Annotated in this window: 17 protein-coding genes and 1 pseudogene; 11 read left to right on the top strand and 7 right to left on the bottom strand. The window is 60.9% G+C overall.

Annotated elements, in window-relative coordinates; translation table 11 throughout:
* The first annotated feature begins 42 nt into the window (after positions 1–42).
* The 7 genes from FXV83_RS00185 to FXV83_RS00155 all read left to right on the top strand — a co-directional run bounded on the left by FXV83_RS00185 (position 43) and on the right by FXV83_RS00155 (position 8090).
* Complete coding sequence (locus tag FXV83_RS00185) at positions 43–1245, top strand: pyridoxal-phosphate-dependent aminotransferase family protein (protein ID WP_148736613.1); 1203 nt, start codon at positions 43–45, stop codon at positions 1243–1245.
* A 52-nt stretch (positions 1246–1297) separates the two neighbouring features.
* Positions 1298–2581 (top strand): MFS transporter, encoded by a 1284-nt coding sequence (locus tag FXV83_RS00180; protein WP_148736611.1) that lies wholly within the window; start codon positions 1298–1300, stop codon positions 2579–2581.
* Positions 2582–2699: 118 nt separating this feature from the next.
* Positions 2700–3899: a pyridoxal-phosphate-dependent aminotransferase family protein gene (locus FXV83_RS00175; protein WP_148736609.1), complete on the top strand. Its 1200-nt coding sequence runs from the start codon at positions 2700–2702 to the stop codon at positions 3897–3899.
* A gap of 49 nt (positions 3900–3948) precedes the next feature.
* A complete protein-coding gene (locus tag FXV83_RS00170) occupies positions 3949–4746 on the top strand; it encodes an enoyl-CoA hydratase/isomerase family protein (RefSeq protein WP_148736607.1) in 798 nt (265 codons plus the stop codon).
* Between the two features lie 180 nt (positions 4747–4926).
* Positions 4927–5874 carry a Bug family tripartite tricarboxylate transporter substrate binding protein gene (locus tag FXV83_RS00165; RefSeq protein WP_187435553.1) on the top strand — a complete coding sequence of 316 codons (948 nt, stop codon included), beginning with the start codon at positions 4927–4929 and terminating at the stop codon, positions 5872–5874.
* A gap of 163 nt (positions 5875–6037) precedes the next feature.
* A complete protein-coding gene (locus FXV83_RS00160; protein ID WP_148736649.1) occupies positions 6038–6580 on the top strand; it encodes a tripartite tricarboxylate transporter TctB family protein in 543 nt (180 codons plus the stop codon).
* Positions 6581–6590: 10 nt separating this feature from the next.
* A complete protein-coding gene (locus tag FXV83_RS00155; protein WP_148736603.1) occupies positions 6591–8090 on the top strand; it encodes a tripartite tricarboxylate transporter permease in 1500 nt (499 codons plus the stop codon).
* A gap of 72 nt (positions 8091–8162) precedes the next feature.
* On the opposite strand, the gene FXV83_RS00150 is transcribed toward FXV83_RS00155, so the two are convergent.
* The 4 genes and pseudogenes from FXV83_RS00150 to FXV83_RS00135 all read right to left on the bottom strand — a co-directional run bounded on the left by FXV83_RS00150 (position 8163) and on the right by FXV83_RS00135 (position 12980).
* Positions 8163–8549: a hypothetical protein gene (locus tag FXV83_RS00150; RefSeq protein ID WP_235939261.1), complete on the bottom strand. Its 387-nt coding sequence runs from the start codon at positions 8547–8549 to the stop codon at positions 8163–8165.
* A 456-nt stretch (positions 8550–9005) separates the two neighbouring features.
* Positions 9006–9323, bottom strand: a pseudogene (locus FXV83_RS00145) (CoA transferase); the annotation flags it as partial.
* Between the two features lie 2041 nt (positions 9324–11364).
* A complete protein-coding gene (locus FXV83_RS00140; protein WP_187435549.1) occupies positions 11365–12558 on the bottom strand; it encodes a CaiB/BaiF CoA transferase family protein in 1194 nt (397 codons plus the stop codon).
* Positions 12559–12677: 119 nt separating this feature from the next.
* Positions 12678–12980 (bottom strand): hypothetical protein, encoded by a 303-nt coding sequence (locus tag FXV83_RS00135; RefSeq protein WP_148736599.1) that lies wholly within the window; start codon positions 12978–12980, stop codon positions 12678–12680.
* A gap of 196 nt (positions 12981–13176) precedes the next feature.
* On the opposite strand from FXV83_RS00135, the gene FXV83_RS00130 reads away from it, so the two are divergent.
* Complete coding sequence (locus FXV83_RS00130; RefSeq protein WP_235939260.1) at positions 13177–15180, top strand: M10 family metallopeptidase C-terminal domain-containing protein; 2004 nt, start codon at positions 13177–13179, stop codon at positions 15178–15180.
* Positions 15181–16149: 969 nt separating this feature from the next.
* Here FXV83_RS00130 and FXV83_RS00120 read toward each other — a convergent pair.
* Genes FXV83_RS00120 through FXV83_RS00115 form a run of 3 tightly spaced genes read right to left on the bottom strand, consistent with a single transcriptional unit; the run spans position 16150 to position 19276 of the window.
* The gene (locus FXV83_RS00120; RefSeq protein ID WP_187435548.1) at positions 16150–16974 is read right to left on the bottom strand and encodes a glycosyltransferase family 2 protein; all 825 of its coding nucleotides are present in this window, start codon (positions 16972–16974) and stop codon (positions 16150–16152) included.
* Positions 16975–16981: 7 nt separating this feature from the next.
* Complete coding sequence (locus FXV83_RS42305; protein WP_187435547.1) at positions 16982–18313, bottom strand: O-antigen ligase family protein; 1332 nt, start codon at positions 18311–18313, stop codon at positions 16982–16984.
* A gap of 24 nt (positions 18314–18337) precedes the next feature.
* The gene (locus tag FXV83_RS00115) at positions 18338–19276 is read right to left on the bottom strand and encodes a glycosyltransferase family protein (protein WP_148736595.1); all 939 of its coding nucleotides are present in this window, start codon (positions 19274–19276) and stop codon (positions 18338–18340) included.
* Between the two features lie 645 nt (positions 19277–19921).
* On the opposite strand from FXV83_RS00115, the gene FXV83_RS00110 reads away from it, so the two are divergent.
* From FXV83_RS00110 to FXV83_RS00100, 3 genes are read left to right on the top strand one after another with little or no spacing between them, the layout of a single operon-like run.
* Positions 19922–20836 carry an FkbM family methyltransferase gene (locus tag FXV83_RS00110; protein WP_148736593.1) on the top strand — a complete coding sequence of 305 codons (915 nt, stop codon included), beginning with the start codon at positions 19922–19924 and terminating at the stop codon, positions 20834–20836.
* Positions 20817–22325, top strand: coding sequence for an oligosaccharide flippase family protein (locus tag FXV83_RS00105; protein WP_148736591.1), 1509 nt, complete (start codon positions 20817–20819; stop codon positions 22323–22325). Before FXV83_RS00110 ends, FXV83_RS00105 begins: the two co-directional genes overlap by 20 nt.
* 2 nt (positions 22326–22327) lie before the next feature.
* On the top strand, positions 22328–23041 hold the full coding sequence (locus tag FXV83_RS00100; protein ID WP_187435546.1) for an FkbM family methyltransferase: 714 nt from the start codon (positions 22328–22330) through the stop codon (positions 23039–23041).
* Positions 23042–23053: the final 12 nt, after the last annotated feature.

Below are 23053 nucleotides of genomic sequence, written 5' to 3'. Positions count from 1 at the left end.
TCTAAATGAGCCGGCCAGAAATCCGTCGCCAGGGAGGTTTTCATGCATCAGGGACGCCATTTCCTCCAGATTCCGGGCCCGAGCCCGGTCCCCGACCGCGTTCTTCGCGCCATGGACATGCCGGTCATCGACCACCGGAGTGCGGAATTTGGGGAGCTCGGGCGGGCCGTGCTCGAAGGCAGCCAGAAAATCTTCCAGACCGCGTGTCCGGTTGTGATCTTCCCCTCCTCGGGGACCGGTGCCTGGGAAGCTGCGATCGTCAACACGCTGTCGCCGGGTGACAAGGTCCTGATGGTCGAGACCGGCCACTTCGCCACCCTCTGGCGCCAGATGGCGGCACGTTTCGGCATCGAGGTCGATTTCGTTCCCGGCGATTGGCGCCGTGGCGCCGATCCGGCCCTGATCGAGGCGAAGCTCACCGACGACACCGTGCGGGCGATCAAGGCGGTGATGGTCGTGCACAACGAGACCTCGACCGGCGCGACCAGTCGCATCGCCGATATCCGGGCCGCGATCGACCGCACCTCGCACCCGGCGCTGCTGATGGTCGACACCATCTCCTCGCTCGGTTCGGTCGACTATCGACATGACGAATGGAAGGTCGATGTCAGCGTCAGCTGCTCGCAGAAGGGTTTCATGCTGCCGCCCGGCCTCGGCTTCAACGCGATCTCGGAAAAGGCCCGCGCCGCGTCGAAGACCAACAGGATGCCGCGCTCCTATTTCGACTGGGAGGAGATGCTCAAGCCGAATGCAAAGGGCTTCTTCCCCTACACGCCGGCGACCAATTTGCTCTATGGCCTGCGCGAAGCGATCGCGATGCTGCTCGAAGAGGGGCTCGACAACGTCTTCGCGCGCCACGAGCGGTTAGCTGCCGCAACCCGCGCCGCAGTCAACCATTGGGGTCTCGAGGTGCTCTGCCAGGAGCCCGCCGAGTTCTCGCCGGTGCTCACCGCAGTGCTGATGCCGCCCGGTCATGACGCCGACCAGTTCCGCAAAGTCGTGCTCGACAATTACAACATGTCGCTCGGCTCCGGCCTGTCGAAGGTCGCCGGAAAGGTCTTCCGCATCGGCCATCTCGGCGAATGCAACGCGCTGACGCTGCTCGGTGCGCTCACCGGCGTGGAGATGGGAATGTCGGTCGCAGGCGTGCCGCACCGCTCCGGCGGCGTCGAGGCGGCGATGAAGCTGCTGGAGCAGCGCACGCAGGGCAATTCCTCGCCTCATCTGAAGGTGGTTGGCACTTAGAGCGCGAGGCGCGCACCGACAATCATAAAAACAGCAATAGGGAGGGGTGGAGATGGGAGTTCGGTTCAAGGCCACGCATGTCGTGCTGGCGATGCTCTGCGCGATGTATTTCATCACCTATGTCGACCGGGTGAACATCGGCACCGCGGCGAGCGAAATCCAGAAGGAGCTCGGCCTCTCGAACACCCAGCTTGGCCTCGTCTTCTCGGCCTTCGCCTATCCCTATCTGCTGTTCCAGGTGATCGGCGGCTGGGTCGGCGATCATTTCGGGCCGCGCAAGACGCTGTTCTGGTGCGGCATGATCTGGGCGGTGGCGACCATCATGACCGGCTTCGTGCATGGTCTTACCGCGTTGTTCATCGCGCGCTTTGCGCTCGGCTTCGGCGAGGGCGCGACCTTTCCGACCGCGACGCGTGCGATGCAATACTGGACGCCCGCGAACCGCCGCGGCTTCGCGCAGGGGCTGACCCATTCCTTCGCCCGGCTCGGCAATGCGGTGACGCCGCCGGCCGTCGCGCTGCTGATCCTCTGGCTGACGTGGCGCGGCGCGTTCGTCGTGCTCGGCTTCGTGAGCCTGGTCTGGGGCGTCATCTGGGTCTGGTACTTCCGCAACGAGCCGAAGGAGCATGCCTCGATCACCGAAGCCGAGCTCGCGGCGCTGCCGCCGCGCCCGACCGGCGAGCGGCCGCGCGTACCGTGGGGCCCGCTGCTCGGTCGCATGTGGCCGGTGACGCTGACCTATTTCTGCTACGGCTGGTGCCTGTGGCTCTACCTCAACTGGCTGCCGCTGTTCTTCAAGAACAACTACAGTCTCGACATCAAGAACTCGGCGCTGTTCGCCTCGGGCGTGTTCTTCGCCGGCGTGGTCGGCGACAGTGTCGGCGGCGTGCTGTCGGACAAGATCCTCGACCGCACCGGCAATGTCCGCCTGGCGCGGCTCAGCGTCACCGTTGCGGGATTTGCGGGGGCACTGCTGTCGCTGCTGCCGATCCTGTTCGTTCACGACATCACCGTCGTCGCGCTATGTCTGTCGGCAGGCTTCTTCTGCGCCGAGCTGGTGATCGGCCCGATGTGGTCGATCCCGATGGACATCGCCCCGAAATATTCCGGAACAGCATCGGGACTGATGAACACGGGGTCGGCCTTCGCCGCCATCGTCTCCCCTCTGGTCGCGGGCTTCGTGATCGATGCGACCGGCAATTGGTACCTGCCATTCCTGATGTCGATGGGGCTGTTGCTGCTCGGCGGCTTCTCCGCCTTCCTGATGCATCCGGAGCGCCCGTTCACGGAGGCCGAAGGGCGCCTGCCGTCCGGGAAGGTGGTGGCCGCGGAGTAGGGGGCGGCGGAGGTCCGCCGGTGATGCATGGGAGGCGCCTTAAGGAGAGGGGACAAGCCGGTCAAATGGTGCTATTCGGCGGCTCACCAAAATCAAGGCAAGACCGGGAAGGACGCCTATGACCGTGCATACTGGAAGGCATTTCTTACAGATTCCAGGACCGACCAACGTGCCCGACCGGGTGCTGCGGGCGATGGACATGCCGACGCTGGACCACCGCGGTCCGGAGTTCGCCGAGCTCGGTTTCGCTGTGCTGGCTTCGATGCAGCGCGTGTTCCGCACCAAGCAGCCCGTCATCATCTTTCCCTCGTCCGGTACCGGCGCCTGGGAAGCGGCCATGGTCAACGTGCTTGCGCCCGGCGACAAGGTCCTGATGTGCGAGACCGGTCAGTTCGCTATCCTCTGGCGCGGCATTGCCGACAAGTTCAAGCTCGACGTCGACTTCATCCCGAGCGATTGGCGCCATGGCGCCGATCTTGCCGAGATCGAACAGCGCCTCATTGCCGACAAGCAGCACAAGATCAAGGCGGTGTGCGTCGTACACAACGAGACCTCGACCGGTTGCGTGACGCCACCGCTCGAAGTGCGCAAGCTGCTCGACCGGGTCAAGCATCCGGCACTCCTGATGGTCGACACCATCTCCGGCCTCGGCTCGATGGAATATGAGCATGACGCCTGGGGCATCGACGTCTCGGTCGCCGGCTCGCAGAAGGGCCTGATGCTGCCGCCAGGCCTCGGCTTCAACGCCGTCTCGGACAAGGCGCTCGCCGCTGCGAAGGCCAATCCGGGCATGCGCTCGTACTGGGACTGGCAGGAAGTCATCACCTTCAACAAGCTCGGCACCTTCCCCTATACGCCGGCGACCAACCTGCTGTTCGGCCTGCGCGAAGCGGTGAAGATGCTTGAGGAGGAGGGGCTCGAGAACGTGTGGACCCGTCACAAGCGTCATAGCGCGGCAACGCGCGCGGCGGTGAAGGTCTGGGGTCTGGAGACGCAGTGCGCCGATCCTGCCGCGCACTCGCCGGCTCTCACCGGCGTGCGCGTGCCGGATGGACACGACGCCGACGCCTTCCGCAAGGTCGTGCTGGAGAATTTCGACATGTCGCTCGGCACCGGCCTGAACAAGGTCAAGGGCAAGGTGTTCCGCATCGGCCATATCGGCCATTTCAACGATCTGATGCTGATGGGTACGCTCGCCGGCGTCGAGATGGGTCTGGATCTTGCGAAGATCCCGCACCGGAGCGGCGGCGTGCTGGCGGCGATGGACGTCCTGAAGGGACGCGACGTGGTGCCGATGGCCAAGGCGCAGGTGGCTTGAAGGCTCAAAGCCTGAACCAACTGTAGAAAAGTCAAGAAGTGAGCGCGCGATGAACGCACCGACCACGACCAACGAGGACCTACTCTACTCCGTCCAGGACGGCATCGCGCGGATCACCTTCAACCGCCCGCAGGCGCGCAATGCGCTCACCTTCGCCATGTACGAGCGCATGGCGGAGATCTGCCAGGAGATCAACGCCGACCGTTCGATCAAGGCGCTGATCCTGATCGGCGCCGGCGACAAGGCGTTCGCCTCCGGCACCGACATTTCGCAGTTCCGCGCCTTCAAGACCGCGCAGGATGCGCTCGACTACGAGGCACGGATCGACCGCGTGCTCGGCACGCTGGAGCAGTGCCGCGTGCCCGTGATCGCGGCGATCGCTGGTGCCTGCACCGGCGGCGGCGCCGGGATTGCGGCCTGCTGCGACCTCCGCATCGGTACCGAGACCACCCGCATCGGCTTTCCGATCGCGCGCACGCTCGGCAACTGCCTGTCGATGTCGAACATCAGCCGCGTCGTCTCGCTGGTCGGTCCGGCCCGCACCAAGGACCTGATCTTCAAGGCACGACTGGTCGAGGCGCCGGAAGCCCTGGCGCTCGGCCTGCTCAACGAGGTCGTGCCCGACGTCGAGACGCTGCAGCGCCGCGCCGACGAGACCGCAAGGCTCGTCGCCAGCCACGCGCCGCTCACGCTCGAAGCGACCAAGGAGGCGGTGCGCCGCATCCGCCGCACGCTGTCGCGCGAAGAGGGCGAGGATCTGATCCTCAAGGCCTATATGAGCGAGGATTTCCGCGAGGGAATGGACGCCTTTCTCAACAAGCGCACGCCGAACTGGCAGGGCAAGTAGCGCGCTGCGGCGCGCTTTCCGTCAGCCGAAAGTATATGCGGTGGAATGACCGCCTGCTTGAACTCGTTAGGATTAGTCCGCACAATGCGCTTATGAATTTCCCGGCGTCACAAAGCCAATAAAAATCAGGGGACGAAACGCGTGCGAATTCCAGTGAAGGCCGTCGGCGCTGTGGCGGCAATGTTGTTGACGACTCCAGCCCTTGCCGGCTGGGAGCCGACAAAACCCGTCGAGATCGTGGTGGCGGCTGGCGCAGGTGGCGCCTCCGACCAGATGGCGCGGATGATGCAGGCCGCGATCCAGAAGAACAGCCTGATGAAGCAACCGATCGTGGTCTCGCTCAAGGGCGGCGCTTCAGGCGCGGAAGCGCTGATGTACATGAAATCCAGCGAGGGCGATCCGAACAAGGTGCTGATCGCCTATTCGCTGATCTACATGCTGCCGCTGTCCGCCAAGATCCCGTTCAACTGGCGTGAGCTGACCCCCGTCTCGGTGGTTGCGCTCGACCAGTTCGTGCTGTGGGACAACAGCGCGGGGCCAAAGACGGTGAAGGAATTCGTCGCGGCCGCGAAGGCCGCGAGCGCTCCGTTCAAGATGGGCGGTACCGGCTCCAAGCGCGAGGATCACGTCCTGACCGTGTTCCTTGAGCAGAAGACCGGCGCGAAATTCTCCTATCTGCCCTACAAGTCCGGCGGCGAGGCTGCGACCCAGCTCGTCGGCAACCACACCGAATCCAATGTCAACAACCCGAGCGAAAATCTCGAAGTCTGGCGCGCGGGCCAAGTGCGTCCGCTCTGCGTGTTCGACAAGGAGCGCATCTCCTACACCACCAAGGTGACGGACACGCAGTCCTGGGCCGACATCCCGACCTGCAAGGAGGAGGGGGTCGACGTCCAGTATCTGATGCTGCGCGCAATGTTCCTGCCCGGCAAGGTCACGGCTGAGCAGCAGGCGTTCTATGTCGAGCTGTTCCACAAGGTGACGCAGACCGCGGAATTCAAGGACTACATGGAAAAGCAGGCGTTGAAGCCGATCTTCCTCACCGGCAAGGATATGGTGCAATTCCTCGAGGAGGACGATGCAGTCAACAAATCGCTGATGACGGAAGCCGGATTCGTCGCGAAGTAGCTTTGTCTTCTCCCTCTCCCCGTTCTTACAGGGAGAGGGTCGGGGTTAGGGGCCTCTCCGCGAGTCCAATCCTCACCGTCGCCGCGGAGACTCCCCTCACCCTGATCCTCTCCCCGCAAGCGGGGGAGAGGGGAAATTGAACTTACTCCGTCCCTCACAGCTCATGTCCCAAACCGATCTTGAAATCGTTGTCGAGGATCCAACCGCGCCCGAACACGACTCGCCTTCTGTCGTCATCTCGGGCACGGTTGAAATTGTGGTCTGCCTGCTCCTTCTTGCGCTGGCTGCAACGCTTGGCTACGACAATTGGCGCACCGGCATCTCCTGGGATTCGACCGGGCCAGAGCCTGGCTATTTCCCGTTCTATCTTTCGACCATCCTCGGCGGCGGCAGCCTTTACGGCCTGATTGTCGCTCTGCTTGCCCGCCGCGCGGCGTCCGAAACCTTCGTCACGCGCGCGCAGGCCCGCCGCGTTCTGGCGGTGTTCGTGCCGACGCTGCTGTTCTGCCTCGTGACGCAGTTCCTCGGCCTCTATGTCGCGAGTTTGCTCTTGATCGCAAGTTTCATGCGACTGGTCGGCAAGATCGCGCTGTGGAAGTCGCTGCTCACCGCTTTCCTGTTCACGGCGATCATGTTCGTCACCTTCGACATCGCCTTCGACGTCATCATGCCGAAGGGACCGCTCGAAGCGGCCTTCGGCTACTAGGCGGGTAGCGATGGAAGCGTTCGGTCTTTTGGTCCACGGCTTCGCCGTCCTGCTCACGTGGAAGACGCTGGTGTTGATGATGGTCGGGCTGGTGCTCGGCATCTTCGTCGGCGTGCTCCCCGGCCTCGGCGGCCCCAACGGCGTGGCGATCCTCTTGCCGCTGACCTTCACGATGGATCCGACCTCGGCGATCGTGATGTTGTCCTGCATCTACTGGGGCGCGCTGTTCGGCGGCGCCATTACCTCGATCCTGTTCAACATTCCCGGCGAAGCCTGGTCGGTCGCGACCACCTTCGACGGCTATCCGATGGCGCAGCAGGGCAGGGCGGCGGAGGCGCTGACGGCGGCGTTCACGTCCTCGTTTATCGGCTCGCTTGTCGCGGTGCTGCTGATCACCTTCCTTGCGCCGATGATCTCGTCCTTTGCGCTGAAGTTCGGCCCGCCCGAATTCTTCGCGGTCTATCTGCTGACCTTCTGCTCCTTTGTCGGCCTCGGACGCGAGGCCAAGCACAAGACGGTGATCTCGATGTCGCTCGGCCTTCTGCTCGCCGGCGTCGGCATGGATACCGTGTCGGGCCAGCTGCGCATGACCTTCGGCACCGCGGAGTTGTTGCGGGGCATCAGCTTCCTCGTTGCCGTCATCGGCCTATTCGGCATCAGCGAGATCCTGCTGACCATGGAGGAGCGCCTGGCGCTGCGCGGCCACGCGGCCAGCATTTCGCTTCGCGTCGTGCTGGGCGTGTGGAAGGACCTGCCGAAATACTGGGTGACGCTGCTGCGCTCCTCCTTCATCGGCTGCTGGCTCGGCATTACCCCGGGTGGCGCGATCGCGGCGTCCTTCATGGGGTACAATCTCGCCAAGCGTTTCGCCAAGGATCCCGAGAGTTTTGGCAAAGGCCGCATCGAGGGCGTGTTCGCGCCGGAAACTGCGGCGCACGCCTCCGGCACCGCGGCGCTGTTGCCGATGCTGGCGCTCGGCATTCCCGGCTCCGGCACTGCCGCGATCCTGCTCGGCGGCTTGATGGTGTGGGGGCTCAATCCGGGGCCGCTGCTGTTCGTCGAGCACAAGGATTTCGTCTGGGGCCTGATCGCCTCGATGTATCTCGGCAACGTCGTCGGTCTCGTGCTCGTGCTGACGACGGTGCCGATTTTCGCCTCGATCCTGCGCGTGCCGTTCGCCGCGGTGGCGCCGATGATCGTGGTGTCCTGCGCGATCGGCGCCTATGCGATCCAGAACGCGATGTTCGACATCTGGCTGATGCTCGGCTTCGGCGTCGTCGGCTATGTCTTCAAGAAGATCGGCATTCCTCTGGCGCCGCTCACGCTGGCGCTCGTGCTCGGCAACCGCGCCGAGGATGCCTTCCGCCTGTCGATGATCGGCGCCGGCGGCGACCTCAAGGTGTTCTGGTCGAACGGCCTGGTCGGCTCGATCACGACCTTGGCGATCGTGCTGCTGTTTTGGCCGGTGCTCGACCGTCTCCTCGGACATCTAACATGGGCTAGGCGATAGAAAATCCGGAGTCACCGGCGCTGAAACGTCCGAAGAAGGCGTGCTTCCGCTGGGTTTTCCTTCTGCTCGCGGTTACTTTGCGATTAGCGCGGTTGCCGCAACGAGTGCGGCGAAAGCGGCTTGGGAGATGATACCAATCTGCCAATTCAGCCTACGTTTAGTATGCATCCAGATGTGGAAGCGTTGAAGGGTCACTAACGGTTCTCGCTTATAGAGGCTATGCACGAACTGGAGCGGGTCGGGCAGCATGCCGGCGCCGGCCCCCAGCGCGATCACCCAAATCGGCGCGCTTGGGGTAAATAGGAGGATCGCAATGGCTAATCCTGTCGATGCATCGATCGCGATCGTGAGCAAGTCCATCCACAACCGATGATCCGCCTTCAAAAGTCGGTTATCGGCATCTTTGCGAACTGAGATTGCTTGAAGGGGATAGTCCCAGTGTGGAATTGCATCGATCACGAAATGGCTCGCAAATCCCGCGAGAGCGACCACGATTGGATGGGAGGGCAACATATAAGCGATCGCGCCGCCAACAATCGCGTGTGTACTTAGAATCATACCGGACCGTACCGCTCGAGCATCCGCCCCACAAAAGCACGGGCTCACCCCGAAGCACAAGGCCGCAAATGTCCCCAGGGGCGTCCCCAGAGAGCACGGATCGCGCATGCCGCTAATTAAGCGTAACCCTGGTTCTGTTCATATTCGCCGGTCGCAACGGTGAACTCGTTGCGACCTTTGGCTAGGAGCCCGTCAACTAACGCAGGCTGACGAGCGTCTTCCGTTTAATGACCACCTTGTTCCAAGACGACTCGCGCCGGGTACCAGACTGTGCGTGAGCGCGTTCACTCCGCGAACTGAGACGAAACGTGCTCGCGCGTGCATTTTCATCTCGCTTTCTTCGCGCTCACTTCGAATTCACACGACCCTCGCGGTCCTGAGAGCTACAATTTCTTCTTGATCAAAACCGAATTCGGCGAGCACTTCGTCAGTCTGCTCGCCGAATTCCGGCGGCCGCGCCACCATCCTGCTCGGCGTGCGCGACAGCGTGACGGGCTGACCGACCAGGCGGATGTCTCGATCCTCGTCGTTCGGCATGTCCTGCGCGATGCCGAGATGCTTGACCTGCTCGTCCTCGAACATGTGGTCGATCGCGTAGATCGGCCCGCAGGGCACGCCGGCCTCGTTGAGCTCCCTGACCCACGTCTCCGTCGACTTCGTCGCGGTGGGCTTCTCTTCCAAGCGGAGCTGTCGACATGGGCTTTCTCGGCCCCCGCCTACAACCGGACCGCTCGTAAACATGGTTAAGGCCCAGCAACTGATGGCTACGAGCGTAGGCTGAGACGGTATCCGCTCGGGCTTCTCACGATCTGAATGATGCTTTTACATCGCCAAGGGAGTGACGACATGGCTCGTTCGGCTATCGCGGTGAACTACCTGGTTATTCGATGACAACTTCGCTCCTGGGTATATCCTCTGCGCGGCGGAGCTTGATTCGTCATGCTTGAAACCATTCTCTTGTTGCTGGCAGTCGGGGCTATCGGTCTCGTGCTGATCGCATTTTGGGGATTACACAGGCATATTTGATTGCGGTGCTGGTCGAGTCGAAGCGTGCGCAGCCGGTGTTGGGTTCGCGGGCTGCGTGGTCTTCTCTCGCGCTTCGCGGATGCGGCAGAGATATCGGGCCGCAAGATGATCCAGGCTGCAAGGGCCTTCCGCCCCCTCTGAGGTTTTTCATCCCGTCGGTAGGGCGCAACCGGTGCTCGGGCTCTCAGGGATTCCCGGGGACCGAGGAGGCACAAGGAAGCGCTAGAAACTGTGAACATTGGAGCAGTGCAGGGGATGGCAGGGTCCAGTGCCGCCACCGGCGGAAAACGCGCATGTCCTTGCACTGTGAAGCGGAAGGCGGCAAGCGGTGCCAAGCGCGCACCTGAACAGCGTCGCCGCACGCGCTCACATGAAAGCTGAGACTCAGAGCCTCAGACAAATCCCAGCTTCTCTTACTATTGCGATCTCGTCATCGATAAACCCGAACTCTTTCAGCACGTAGTCTGCTCCCGACTTCAGTAGCCGAGCCACCATTCTGCTCGGGGCCGCGTGACGCAACGCCGGGCCGACCATGGGATCTCGGGGCTGGAAGCAGGTTCGATCGGCTTGATGCGCTTCTCCCACTAGGTTCCGGGAGAAGCCGCTCGACGCCCTATGCACGCTCATGCTAATTTAAGTCGATCGAGTCACCTGGTGCTTGGGATGCAGGAACCTCCATTCCGATCGAGCCGCTTGCTGCTGACCTCTATGATGATAATGGGGGGCGCCGCTGCGGTTCGATAGGTTTTCTTATTTCGTCCTGTTCGAGCTCTGACGAAATCTCTTCGAAATCAAGACTTGCAACTGGTGCTCCTTGGGCCCGAGATTTGAACGAGCCGCCGCCTAGCCGACCGCCAGCACATAGACCTGACTAGGCCTTGCAGGCAACAGGCAGGGCATCACGTATTGCCGCGCTTATGCGGTAAGTTGGGGCGCCGTCCAGGTGAGACCAATCAGAGGTGGACTTCTGAGTCTCGCGGAGCCTGGCTCCGGAGCACGCAAAACGAGCGGAAAGCATTGGAGCGTTTGATGGTATGCTATTAAATGGACGTCCGACAAGTTTACAATCTCACAAGCAATCGCTTCGGTACTTTTCCGAGCCAATTGCCGACAATAGATCACGCGTAGAACCGAGCAAGCAATGAGAGTAGATCGTTTTCGCCTTTTAGCTTTCGGAGGTCTGTTTGGCCTCATAGACCATTGGAAAGCCAGGCATCTGCCGCTTGTGTGTCCAAGCTGTCTCGAGCCGGCCTCAGAAGCGACTTTAGCGCAGCGACAACGGCTGATCGGCGAAAAGAAGCTGCATTGCGAAGCGTGCGGTACAGCCCATGACATCGCGGGATGGCGACTAGCGGCGGACTATCGGAAGACGGGCGATAGCTTCCCGTTTCTGGCTAAGAATTGAAGCCTCGCTAGTGCATTTCCAGACGGTGCGAATTTCCGCGGCTATGTTCGCACAACCGAGGGTGCTGCCGAGCACTGGCCGTCCTCGTCTCCTAATAGACCCTTGCTGGCTAAACGACGTCGATTCCGCTACGTAATCGACGTGCTCACCAATAGGCTGAGTCTCAAGAACAGCGCTTACATCATTTCCTCATGCCAACTCACTAAAAAGGCTTCGTTCGTTGTTTTGCGAACAGCCTCTCGCGTTTGCAACTGCGCTTGGAAGCGTAGCTCCAAGCGAGCGCTCTCAGATGACTCGGGCTTCTCTCAGGTTTGCGATCTCGTTGGCGCCGAACCCGAATTCCTTCAGCACCTCATCCGTCTGCTCGCCGAATTCCGGCGGCCGCGCCACCATCTTACTTGGTGTGCGTGACAGCGTGACGGGCTGGCCGACCAGGCGGATGTCGCGGTTCTCCTCGTTCGGCACGTCCTGCGCGATGCCGAGATGCTTGACCTGCGCGTCCTCGAACATCTGATCGATGGCGTAGATCGGCCCGCAGGGCACGCCGGCGTCGTTGAGCTCCCTGACCCAGGTCTCGGTCGACTTCATCACCGTGCGCTGTTCGATTTCGGCATTGAGCGCGTCGCGATTCCTGGAGCGGGCCGGCGCGGTCGCATAGTCGGGATGGCCAAAGAGCTCCGGCGCGCCGAGCGCCTGCGCGCAGCGCTCCCAGATCCGCCCGCCCGTCGTTGCGATGTTGATGTAGCCGTCCGAGGTCTTGAACACCCCGGTCGGGATGCTGGTGGGGTGGTTGTTGCCGGCCTGCTTGGCGACCTCCTTTTCCATCAGCCAGCGCGCGGCCTGGAAGTCGAGCATGAAGATCTGCGCCTGCAACAGCGAGGTCTGCACCCACTGGCCCTTGCCCGAGACCTCGCGCTCCAGCAGCGCGGTGAGGATGCCCATGGCGCAGAACAGGCCGGCGGTGAGGTCGGCGACGGGAATGCCGACCCGCATCGGGCCTTGGCCCGGCGCGCCGGTGATCGACATCAGCCCGCCCATGCCCTGCGCGATCTGATCGAAGCCCGGCCGCTTGTGATAGGGGCCGTCCTGGCCGAAGCCGGAGATGCTGCCATAGACGATGCGCGGATTGATCTCGCGCAGGCTGTCATAGTCGACGCCAAGCTTCTTCTTCACGTCGGGCCGGAAATTCTCGACCACGACGTCGGCCTTGGCGGCCAGGCGCTTGAACACGGCGAGCCCGCGCTGGTCCTTCAAGTTCAGCGTCATCGCCCGTTTGTTGCGGTGCAAATTCTGAAAGTCGGAACCCTGTCGTGGCCCGCCCGGCTGCTCGCCGCCGGCGTCCTCGGTCAGCGCGTCGATCTTGACGACGTTGGCGCCCCAGTCCGCGAGCTGCCGCACGCAGGTGGGCCCGGAGCGGACGCGGGTCAGATCGAGCACGGTAAAGCGCGACAGGGCTTCCGAGGCATGCGGAAAGGGCATCTTGAACGGCTCCGGGACAGATTGCGGGCCCACCATAGTGCCGAAAGATCATGCGACAAGCCCGGCGCGGCGCCGATGCCGCCTGCCGAAACGCCATACCTAATGCGGTGAACGAGAGATCAGCGCGACAGACGCTTCAATTCCGCGCGCGCCTGCTCCGCCAGGGGGGCATCGCCGTGGCGCGCAATGAAGAGCTCAAAGGCCTCCCGCGTTCCCTTCCGGCGGGCGGCTTCGTATTCCTCTGCCACGGCAACCGCAGGATCGCGAGCCATCGGCATGGAGGGCGGGCGTGCTGCCTTGCCGTTGTCATCCGCATTGGCCTTCTGCACCATGACAGGCAGTCCTCCGAAGGGTTGATGATCCAGGCTGGCGAGCGCCATCAGGGCGCCAAACAGGCCGGCCGGGAGTGGACTTGGTTTCATGAGATCCTGCACATGACGGACGCGGGAACCGAGGCTCCTGTTTTTGGCCCGTATGAGTACCGAATATCATGGCTAACAGCGCGTTATGCAAGAAGTTGAGGTGCGCTTGCCCTATTTAAACCAAACCTTCAATTCTCAAGCTAGAATCATCTGTCCACGTCCCGAATCGCGCGACGGGTAGTTCCGGGAGAGTCCATTGGCCAACGCTGTCAACGTCAGTGCCACCAACAACGCCGAAATCGACGGCCTGCTGTCGGGCTACAAGTGGTCTGGCGCGATCACCTACAGTTTCCCGGATTCGCCCAGCGACTACGCCAATCCGTACACTGGCGGCAGCAGCGAGCCGACCACTTCGGGCTTCGCCTCGGCGCCGACCCAGATGCAGGCGGCAATCAACTACGCCATCGGATTGATCAACGGCTACACCAACGCCAACGTCCAGTACGCAGGCACGAACGGCGCCGATATCATGATCGCGCAGTCGCCGTCGGCCAACCCAACCTCCTACGCCTACTATCCCGGCAACTATGCCTCCGGCGGCGACGTCTGGTTCGGCAACCAATACAACTACTCGCTGGCCAAGCTCGGCAATTATTACTTCACCACCGCGCTGCACGAGCTTGGCCATGCCTTTGGCCTCAAGCACAGCCAGGAGGCCGGCGGTCCCGCCAACATCGCGGTGCCGAGCGCGCATGACGACAGCGAATACACCGTCATGAGCTATCGCAGCTATGTCGGCGCTTCGACCACGACCGGCTACACCAACGAAGCGTACGGATATCCGCAGACCTACATGGCCAACGATATCCTCGCGCTCCAGACGATGTACGGTGCGGATTACACGACCCAGAGCAGCAGCACCATCTACACCTGGAATCCGACCACGGGGCAGGAGTTCATCAACGGCGTCGGGCAGCTCGCGCCTGGCGGCGGCGTTGGCGGCTCGGCCAACCGCATCTACGAGACGGTCTGGGACGGCGGCGGCGTCGATACCTACGATCTGTCGAATTACACGACGAACCTGAGCATCAACCTCAATCCCGGTGCCTCGTCGATGTTCTCCTCGGTGCAGCTGGCCTATCTCGGCGATGGCCATTACGCCTCGGGCAACGTCTACAACGCCTATCTCTATAGCGGCGACGCCCGCTCCTACATCGACAACGCCACAGGCGGATCCGGCAACGACACCATCGTCGGCAACGCCATCGCCAACATGCTCAACGGGGGCTCGGGCAACGACACGATCACCGGCGGCGCGGGCAACGACACCATCGCGGGCGGCGCGGGGACCGATACGGCGGTCTATTCGGGCAACATGGCGAACTACGCGATTGCGTACAACGCGGCCACCCAGACCTTCATCGTCGTCGACCAGCGCGCCGGCGCGCCGGACGGCACCGACACCTTGACCGGGATCGAGAACTTCCAGTTTGCCGATACCACGGCCCCGAGCGCCGCGCTCGTGAGCCCGCCGGTCTCCATCGAAGCCGTGGGGGCGACGAGCCTCGTCCAGGTCGGCAGCAATTTCTACATGAACCCGGCGGCCGGCTTCGGACCTACGCTGAAATACGTCGGCTCGCCGGTGGTGGCCGGTCAGTTCGGCGCCTGGACGCCGATCGCCGCGGAGCAGACCTCGAGCGGTTACGAGGTGGCGTGGAAGTACTCGGGCAGCGATCAGTTCGCGATCTGGACGACCGACAGCAGCGGCAACTTCGCCACCAGCACCGGTCAGGTGTCAGACACCAGCGCCACGCTGGAGCAAGCCGAGAGCCGCTTCCACCAGGACCTCAACGGCGATGGCGTCATCGGCATGCCCACGACCAGCATCGAAGCGTTCGGCAGCACGAGCCTGGTGCAGAGCGGCAGCAATTTCTACATGAATCCTGTAGCCGACGGCTTCGGACCTGCGCTGAAATACGTCGGCTCGCCTGTGGTGGCCAGTCAGTTCGGCGCCTGGACGCCGATCGCCGCGGAGCAGACCTCGAGCGGTTACGAGGTGGCGTGGAAGTACTCGGGCAGCGATCAGTTCGCGATCTGGACGACCGACAGCAGCGGCAACTTCGCCACCAGCACCGGTCAGGTGTCAGACACCAGCGCCACGCTGCTGCTGGCGGAGGCCCGGTTTCATCAGGATCTCAATGCCGACGGGACGATCGGGCCGGTTGCGTCTCACGCAATCGACTGGCATCTCCATGTTTGAACACTGAGCCCCATCGCATGGGACAGCAGCGACTGCCGCGATACGGTGGAAGAGTGGCTGCGGCGGGTCATTCGGCCCTGAACCCTCTGTTTCCCAAAGGCGAGGGACGGCTAGCCAACCCGGTGATATTCAGCGCCTCGCAGTTCGCTTTCGTGTCGGCACGGTCGTCGACGTTCACATAAGCTGCGTGAAGCAACGATGCCCGGTCGCCAGGTGTTTGCGGAAACCGGGGCCGATCCCAGACCGCAGCAGGCACTCAATGAAAGTCGTCATTCTCGCGGGAGGTCTCGCACCCGAATCTCCGAAGAGACCGACGCGACGCAAGCCCAGGGTCGAGATCGGCGGCCGACCGATCCTCTGGCACATCATGCAGATCTACAGCCGTCACGGCTTCAATGATTTCGTGATCTGCCTTGGCTACAGGGGTTACATAGGGGTGTTTCGCGAACTACTTCCTGCACATGTCCGACGTGACCTTCCATTTTGCCGGGAACCGGATGGAGGTCAACCGCGAAACCACCGAGCCCTGGCGGGGTCACGCTGGTCGATACCGGCGACAACACCCAGACCGGCGGCAAGCCGAAGCGGCTATGTGGCGGATGTCCCGTTTTTTGCGTTGATCTATGGCGACGAGGTCGCCGACATCGATCTCGGCGCCGAGACCGCCTTTCACAAGGCGCACGGGCGCCGGGCACCGTCTCGGTGGTGCGGCCGGCCAAGCGGTTCGCGGCGATCGAGGGCGATCGTGTCGTCAATTTCGAGAGAAGCCAGGCGACGACGGCGGCTGGATCAACGGGGGATTCTTCTTGCTGTCGCCGTCGGTCGGCGACCAAATAGCGGGCGACAGCATGATCTGGGAACGCGACCCCACCTAAAACGCAATGAGATTCGATGAATCGTCATCGCGCTTTAGGTTATTGTTTGCAAGATCTTTTCGGAAAACCGCTGCGTACTTTTCCGGATCATGCTTTAATTCCGGCCAGCGCGCCGCCATAAGCCGCGCATGACGTATCCGATATCGCGGTGGGCAAGCATCAGGGCGAGGCGGCGCAATTGGGAGTAGGCGACGCTCAAGCCTGATGGTGCGCGTCCACCGCGAATTGCCATGTTCTCCTTCGCAAAACGTTCGGTGAGGACACTCGTTTTCGATTGACCATGATACCGGAGGCAGCCCCAATGCTCCCGAACGTGGACCGCGCGTCCAGACTTGAGGAGGCGCATGAACCAATCATAGTCGAACGAGCAATTGTACTGCTCATCGAGAAATCCAACGCGCTCATGCAGGGCGCGGCGCCAGAATGCCGCCTGGTTCGCGAGCACCATGCCCTCTGCGAATAGGCTTTCGTAGGTTGGCTTGACATATCTGACATCACGGATCGGCGTGCCAGCTTCATCGACGAGGACGATATCGGCCAGAACGATGTCGGCATCGGGAAAGCGTCGAGTGGCGACGGCAAAGGATTCGAAAGCTCCGGGCAAATAGAAATCGTCGGAATTTTGCCAGCCTACCCAGTCGCCGATAGCGCGCTCGAACCCCTTGTTGAGAGCGTGCACTTGGCCGCGATCTTTCTCGCTAACCCAAAATGTTAAGCGGTCACTGTAGCTTTCGAGGATCTCGCGGGATCCATCTGTGGAGCCGCCGTCGATGACGATGTATTCGAGCCCAGGATATTTCTGGTCAAGAACGCTGTCGAGCGTCTGCTGCAGGAAAGGTGCTTGATTGAAGGACGGCGTGACGATCGACAGGGTCGGGAAGGAGGCGGTCGTCCCGTGGAAAGCTTGGTCATTCCTCATAGTCATCTCACCGAGAGTTTTCAGAATTTGGAATAGGCCTGCCGCGCAGGTGCGGATGCTCGGATCGCGTGACCAGTGATGCTGAAAAGCCCAGCAAGAGACTAGCTGTCGACGACAAAAGAATCCGTCCATAGAATTGATCGAGAATTATGAAGAATGAGAGCAATGCGAGCACAACAATCACTGGGCGACTTGTGCAAGGGAGACGATTAATCGTCAAGCCGATTAACGAGAATATCGCAGTGGCGAGCAATAGTGCGTACGCGATGCCCCCAACAGCGCCCATCTCGACGAAGGCTTGTAAAATCGTGCTATGCGGAAAGCTGCCTGGGCAAGTGTGGGCGGCGAAGTTTTCGAGCCCGATTCCGAATACTGGCGTTTCTTGAAAAAGTAAGAAGCCTTGTTGAAGCAGCCAAATCCGAATCGGCGTCGAATCAACCATTTTATTGAGTTGATCACACTCCGCCCGCGAGTCTCGTCCCAAGCCCGGAACTCCCAAGCCCGGAACTCCGAAGTCCGGAAGGCCAGCGCCCGCCGGCGGTTCTAGCGGCAGATAGGTGCGCACCATGAAGTCGCGGGCAACGTGGTTCAATATCAGTGCGAGCGTGGCTCCGACAAATATGGCGGCGAAAACGACAATGCGCCCGCGGCGTCCATCGCGAGTGGGAGCCAGTACCATTAGCAAGGCAGTCGCGATGTCCGCGATAACGACGCCGCGCGCCCCGAGTACCACGAGATCAGCGGTGACCAGCGCGGCGATCATCGGCCTCGCATAGGTTGCGAGCGAATATTTTGCGGACGCGTCGCTGACTTGGATCACAACGGAGATGCCGAGCGCAACGGCCACGATTAGTACGCCATGGTTGAGGCCCAGCATGACCGGTCGTAAATTATCGCCCGCCGTCAACTGCAGTGAGAACTGCCACGTGAACACTGCTGCGCTTACTGTCAGCGCTATCGCTCCGAGGATCTTGAGAATGCGCGTTATGTCCTGCGCGGAAACGAGCCTTGCTGCAGCATAGGGGCCGACCCAGAACGTCACGAGGAGGGCCCAGTCGCGTAGGCCTGCATGGAGTGTGAAAACCTTGAGATGGACCGCAAGCAAGACGGAAACGAGGCAGAATGTAACGTCTATTGCTGTAATGCTCACCTGGCGACGGATGAGGTTCGGCAGAAGGAGAGCCAAAGGTATAAACCAAACAGCTACGGACCAGACAGCAAAATATGAGGATTCGTGGTTGATACCTAACAATTGTAATGAGAGAAAATACACTAGCGATGCGATCGGCAGGAGGCTCAACAAAGTGAGGCTGAGTGATCGAAGTAAAACGCCGCTCATCGTTCACAAGCTCTCTTCCGAAAGTTACCTTGGTCCACGCATTGAGGTTTGCATCATCAGATTGACGCGGAAAAGCAGACCGCGCAAAAGGTTTCTTGCTCTTCGATAGAATAGTGGATCTACGATGCTCGCGAGCTCGGCAAGCGATGCTTGATTGATTGCAACCTGGTCCGGCATCGGCGGCGACGATTCCGGTAACTCGTGATTTAGGCCTCGCCATAGCAATTTTGAACGTGACGTATGAGTTCCCGAGCTGTCGAGCCCATCATTCCGAACGAGGCTGACGGGAGGGTAGAGCACTAGCCCATCTCGGCGGAACACCGACCAGTACCATCGAATTGCCCAACTATCTATGCGGCCCGCTTCTTGCCTTTGTAGCATGTCGTAATAGCCGAATAGCCCACCAAGGTCGAAGCGCGATCTAAGTGCGTAGTTGGAGCGCAAGGCATCGGTATCTCGGGCATCGGGATCAAAATCGTGCCACGATCGTTCCCATGTAGCCCAGCCCCAAGACGTCGTGATTGGCAAAAACCGTGCTGTTGAGTTCGGTGATGCGTTGCTTCGCGCAAACGCAAATCCGGAGATCTGCATAACGCGTGGATCATCTGCAAAGGTATCAAGGCCGGTATTCATATAGTCAAGAAATGCAGGTGAGACGGTCAGGTCGTCTTCGACAACAATGACGCGGCCGTATTGTTCGCACAAGCGAGTGACACCGGCGATGATCGAGCGGGCGAGGCCCTGGTTCTCGGTCGAGATGACGAGGGTCTTTCGTGGATGGTCGAAGGCTTCGACGATGGCGCGCACATCCGCAACCGCCTGCTCGTCGCGCGTGTCGCGAGGGCCGTCGCAGAAAATATACAAATCAATGTTTTCTATTCCCCTGCAGCGAGCGAGCGATGCTAGCGTGGCTCTCGTCTTGTCAGGTCGGCGAAAAACGAAAAGTGCAATCGGAGTAGCCATTTTGGAGTTGTTCCGTTCTCCCGAATTCAGGACTTACTCATCCATACTTCGGCCGCTTGCGACCATGTGTCAAGAAGTGCAGGCTGTTGGAGAAGATTTAAATGAAGTTCGCAGCGATCTCTTGCTCGAAGTCGTGCTACTTTAAGTTGCATTATGTAGTCTTCAATTGATGCGCGCACTTCACGTTGATCCCCTGGCCGTCGCGCCGCATGATGATCATGGATCCGCCGGCAGCCTTGGTGTGCCGCGGTCTCTCGAATACGTCGGCGCAGCCGGGCCAGACCGTGGTACCGAAGGCCCGTGATGAGTGCCGCGACAAGCGGGAACCGCGGGACGGGCCGCTTCTGATCGAGACTGCGAAGCGCGCCCCAACTCCAGGGCGTGTGCGCGAGATCGGCTCCTCCTCATCCGAGGGTCCTGCCTCCGTGAGGCTGGTCCAAGAACTCGGGGGACCAGCGCATCCTAGATTGGCCCCGACCTCGGCGGGACCTCCAGCGATCTCGGCAAGGAAGGTCCCCAACGATCCCATGAGCCCATCGATCAGGCGGACCGTTAGCGGCAATTATTCGCGGTAGACGATCCAAGCGAACCTCGTTATGACCCACACATAGACCTTGAGGGGCAGGTGGTGACTAGGAGTTGGTCGTGTCGCGAAGCCTGAGCGGAGAACTTGCCGAAGCTTTTGAGGCTGCAGTCGCCCGGCGGAATGCGTCACGGATACAGCGACTGGTCGCCGACCCCCTGCGCGCTGTGACGCCTGCTTTTCTACGGTGGCTCGGGCGCGTCAAGGAAGTTCCTGCCCAAACGTTCTGGGGCGAGACGATGCGGGTTGTGGTTCCCGAGCCGGTTTCGGCAATGATCTATCGCTTCGGTTATTACGATGAGAACGTTTGCCGTTTCTTGCTTGCAGCTCTGCACGAGGGCAACACGTTTGTGGACATTGGCGCTCACTTTGGTTTCTTTTCGAAACTTGCCGTGCGGCTCATTGGAGGGAGCGGGCATGTGGTCGCGTTCGAGCCCATGCCGCGGACTCGCAGCCTGCTGAGCGCGAACCTTTCCGGCTCCATCGGAGCTGGTTGCGCAAGCGTCGTCGAGTACGCCGCTTTCGATGAGGAAAAAACGCTCGAGTTTCGCGACTACGGGGATGCGCATTCATCGTTCAACTCTGCATTCGTGGGACGCGGGCTCGAGCGAACCGGAATCCCTGTCGATGTTCGGGCGCGCCGCTTCGACGATATCTGGAACGAGCTGGGACATCAACGCATCGACGTCATGAAGATCGATGCGGAGAGCGCCGAGCTGAGGGTCTTGATCGGTGCCGAACAATCGCTTGCGAAATACAAGCCTGTCGTCATCGCAGAATTCGGCGATTTCGACCTTCCGAACGTTCCCGCTTCGCGATCCATCGTTGAATGGCTGCTTCCTCGCGGTTATGTCGCGTTTGAGGCATCAAAAAGTGGCCTCAGGCCACACCAGACCCAGGTCAGGTATGGTTATACCAATCTAATGTTTGTGCCGCGCGACAAGCTGGGCCTTATCGATGCGCGCGACAGTCACTAGGCAGGCGATAGCCTCCCTGGCCGATGTTGTTATCCAGGGCGTCGCACTCGCGTTTCTGTACGGGTACCTCCTGCGTGCTCTCGGCTCGGATCAGGTCGGTCTTTGGTCAGTCGTTTTCAGCATCGCCGCGATTGGACGCGGCGCCGATCTCGGGCTGTCGAGGGCATTGATACGTTACCTTCCATTGCAGACCGATGACCCTCGGCGATCGCCGGATCTGGTCGATTCCGCAGTCGTGGGGACTCTCGTTCTACTTGCGCCGTTGGGCCTCGTCTCGGCCGCAGCATTGTGGTTCTTGATTCCGTTATCCGTCCAAGGTTCCTTGCATGAAGCGCAGGCGCTGGTCCCATGGGCGCTGGTGCTGCTTGCGGTCATGACGATGGGGCAAGTTTATCTGAATGCGCTTACGGCGGTTTTTCGTACCGACCAGCGATCCTATGCAAACATCACCGCGACCCTGGTCATGCTCTCAGCAACCGTATCCCTTGTGCCGGTCTACGGACTTCTCGGTGTCGCATCGGCGCAGATCATCCAACACGTTGTTTCGATCGCAGTTTCTGCCTTGTATCTGAAGCGCAGCCTTCCGGGATTTCGCTTCGTGCCACGAAGAGCCGGGCGCAAGGACATGCGCCTGCTTTTCGCTTACGGATTGAAGTTGCATGTTGCAGGCCTTGCCATGCTGGTATTTGAGCCAGCTACCAGGATCATCTTGGCCAGGGTCGAAACGCTCGACGCCGTCGCCTACTACGATATGGCCTCTCGCTTGCTCCAGCAGGCGAGAAACCTGATCGTCATGGCAAATCAGGTCATGTCGCCCTACTTTGCCCGGCTTTCCGCGCTCTCTCGCGTAGAGCTTCTTGCTGCCTACCGCTCCGCCTTGTCCATGACGCTCTTCTTCTCGCTGCCGACGATGGCATTCCTTGTCGTGTCGGCTCCCCTGATCGCAATACTGTGGATAGGCAAGAGCAACGATTCTTTTGTCGTCTTCGTTGCGGTACTCAGCGTAGGTTGGACCATCAACATTTTGAGCGCGCCCTCCTACTTCCTGGCGACCGCCGCGGGATACCTGTCTCCCGTCATCGTTTCCCACCTGCTGATCTCCGTTGGCAGTTCCGTTCTTGCGTATGCATTCAGCCTGCTCGCGGGTGAGCGCGGAGTTGTTGTCGGCGTCACGTCCGGGCTCGTCGTCGGAAGCGTTTGGTGCATGCGAATGGTGCATGCCAAGAACCTTGGCGGGTCGGAACATCTGTGGCGGCCTTCGGATCTGCGCTTTGCAATTCTTTGCGTCGTTGCGCCGATAGCAAGCCTGACATTCTATTTCGCTATGCGCGCGTCGCTCGGCACATCGACAAGTGCGCTGGCGGGGTTGGCTGGCGGGACGCTCGTGATCGGATTGGCCGTCTTGACCAATCCCTCAACAAGGCTGATACGCGATAGTTTGCTGCCGTCGCTAAAGCGGCATGGCGGAACGAAGGCCGTTGACATATGAGCATGAAGCACCTCGCCACTGCATTTCTCGCCAAGTTTGATCTTCACATCGAACGCTTGTCCAAGCACCCGAAAGAAACGCTTCTCGGAATTTCGGGCGAAAACGTACGAAATGTGTTGGATATCGGAGCCAATACGGGACAGTTCGCGCGTGTGGCGCTCAACCGATTTCCCCGCGCGAAGATCTGGTGCTTCGAGCCTCTTCCCGCGGCATACAAGCTCTTGAAATGCATGGAACGGGACAGTGACGATCGCATGACCGCCCTGAACTTCGCGCTCGGGGCCAGGCCAGGTGTGGTGAACATGCACTTCCATAGCGAGCATTCGCCGTCGTCGTCGCTGATGCCGACGACTGGGATGTGTGAGGAGCTCTTTCCCCAAACTCGTGCTCAGACCAGCGTTCCCGTCGAAGTCCGGACGTTGGACGGCGTGTGCGCCGAATTCCCGACGCCACCGCTGGAAGATCTCGTGATCAAGATAGATGTTCAGGGTTATGAAGCCGAAGTCATTGCGGGAGGCAAGAAAACGATAGCGGCGGCGAAGGCGGTGATCGTCGAGATTTCCTTTGACGAGCTCTACAAGGGAGCTCCAACCTTTGAAGACCTGAGTAAACTTCTGGGAGAGACGGGACATCGTTTCGCCGGAGCCATAGAGCAATTCACTGCAGGGGACGGCCACGTCATCTTCATGGACGCACTGTTCAAGAAGCTCGGATAATCCTCGGCGACA

Origin of the sequence: Bradyrhizobium hipponense (assembly GCF_008123965.1) — a bacterium.
Taxonomy (GTDB): domain Bacteria; phylum Pseudomonadota; class Alphaproteobacteria; order Rhizobiales; family Xanthobacteraceae; genus Bradyrhizobium; species Bradyrhizobium hipponense.
Note: the sequence above shows the minus strand (reverse complement) of the source record. Positions and strands in the feature narration are given on the sequence as shown.

Excerpts from the sequence above, each read along its gene's own strand:
- FXV83_RS00185 (WP_148736613.1), top strand. The coding sequence starts at position 43 with ATGCATCAGGGACGCCATTTCCTCCAGATTCCGGGCCCGAGCCCGGTC.
- FXV83_RS00180 (WP_148736611.1), top strand. The coding sequence starts at position 1,298 with ATGGGAGTTCGGTTCAAGGCCACGCATGTCGTGCTGGCGATGCTCTGC.
- FXV83_RS00175 (WP_148736609.1), top strand. The coding sequence starts at position 2,700 with ATGACCGTGCATACTGGAAGGCATTTCTTACAGATTCCAGGACCGACC.
- FXV83_RS00170 (WP_148736607.1), top strand. The coding sequence starts at position 3,949 with ATGAACGCACCGACCACGACCAACGAGGACCTACTCTACTCCGTCCAG.
- FXV83_RS00165 (WP_187435553.1), top strand. The coding sequence starts at position 4,927 with ATGTTGTTGACGACTCCAGCCCTTGCCGGCTGGGAGCCGACAAAACCC.
- FXV83_RS00160 (WP_148736649.1), top strand. The coding sequence starts at position 6,038 with ATGTCCCAAACCGATCTTGAAATCGTTGTCGAGGATCCAACCGCGCCC.
- FXV83_RS00155 (WP_148736603.1), top strand. The coding sequence starts at position 6,591 with ATGGAAGCGTTCGGTCTTTTGGTCCACGGCTTCGCCGTCCTGCTCACG.
- FXV83_RS00140 (WP_187435549.1), bottom strand. The coding sequence starts at position 12,558 with ATGCCCTTTCCGCATGCCTCGGAAGCCCTGTCGCGCTTTACCGTGCTC.
- FXV83_RS00135 (WP_148736599.1), bottom strand. The coding sequence starts at position 12,980 with ATGAAACCAAGTCCACTCCCGGCCGGCCTGTTTGGCGCCCTGATGGCG.
- FXV83_RS00120 (WP_187435548.1), bottom strand. The coding sequence starts at position 16,974 with ATGAGGAATGACCAAGCTTTCCACGGGACGACCGCCTCCTTCCCGACC.
- FXV83_RS42305 (WP_187435547.1), bottom strand. The coding sequence starts at position 18,313 with ATGAGCGGCGTTTTACTTCGATCACTCAGCCTCACTTTGTTGAGCCTC.
- FXV83_RS00115 (WP_148736595.1), bottom strand. The coding sequence starts at position 19,276 with ATGGCTACTCCGATTGCACTTTTCGTTTTTCGCCGACCTGACAAGACG.
- FXV83_RS00105 (WP_148736591.1), top strand. The coding sequence starts at position 20,817 with ATGCGCGCGACAGTCACTAGGCAGGCGATAGCCTCCCTGGCCGATGTT.
- FXV83_RS00100 (WP_187435546.1), top strand. The coding sequence starts at position 22,328 with ATGAAGCACCTCGCCACTGCATTTCTCGCCAAGTTTGATCTTCACATC.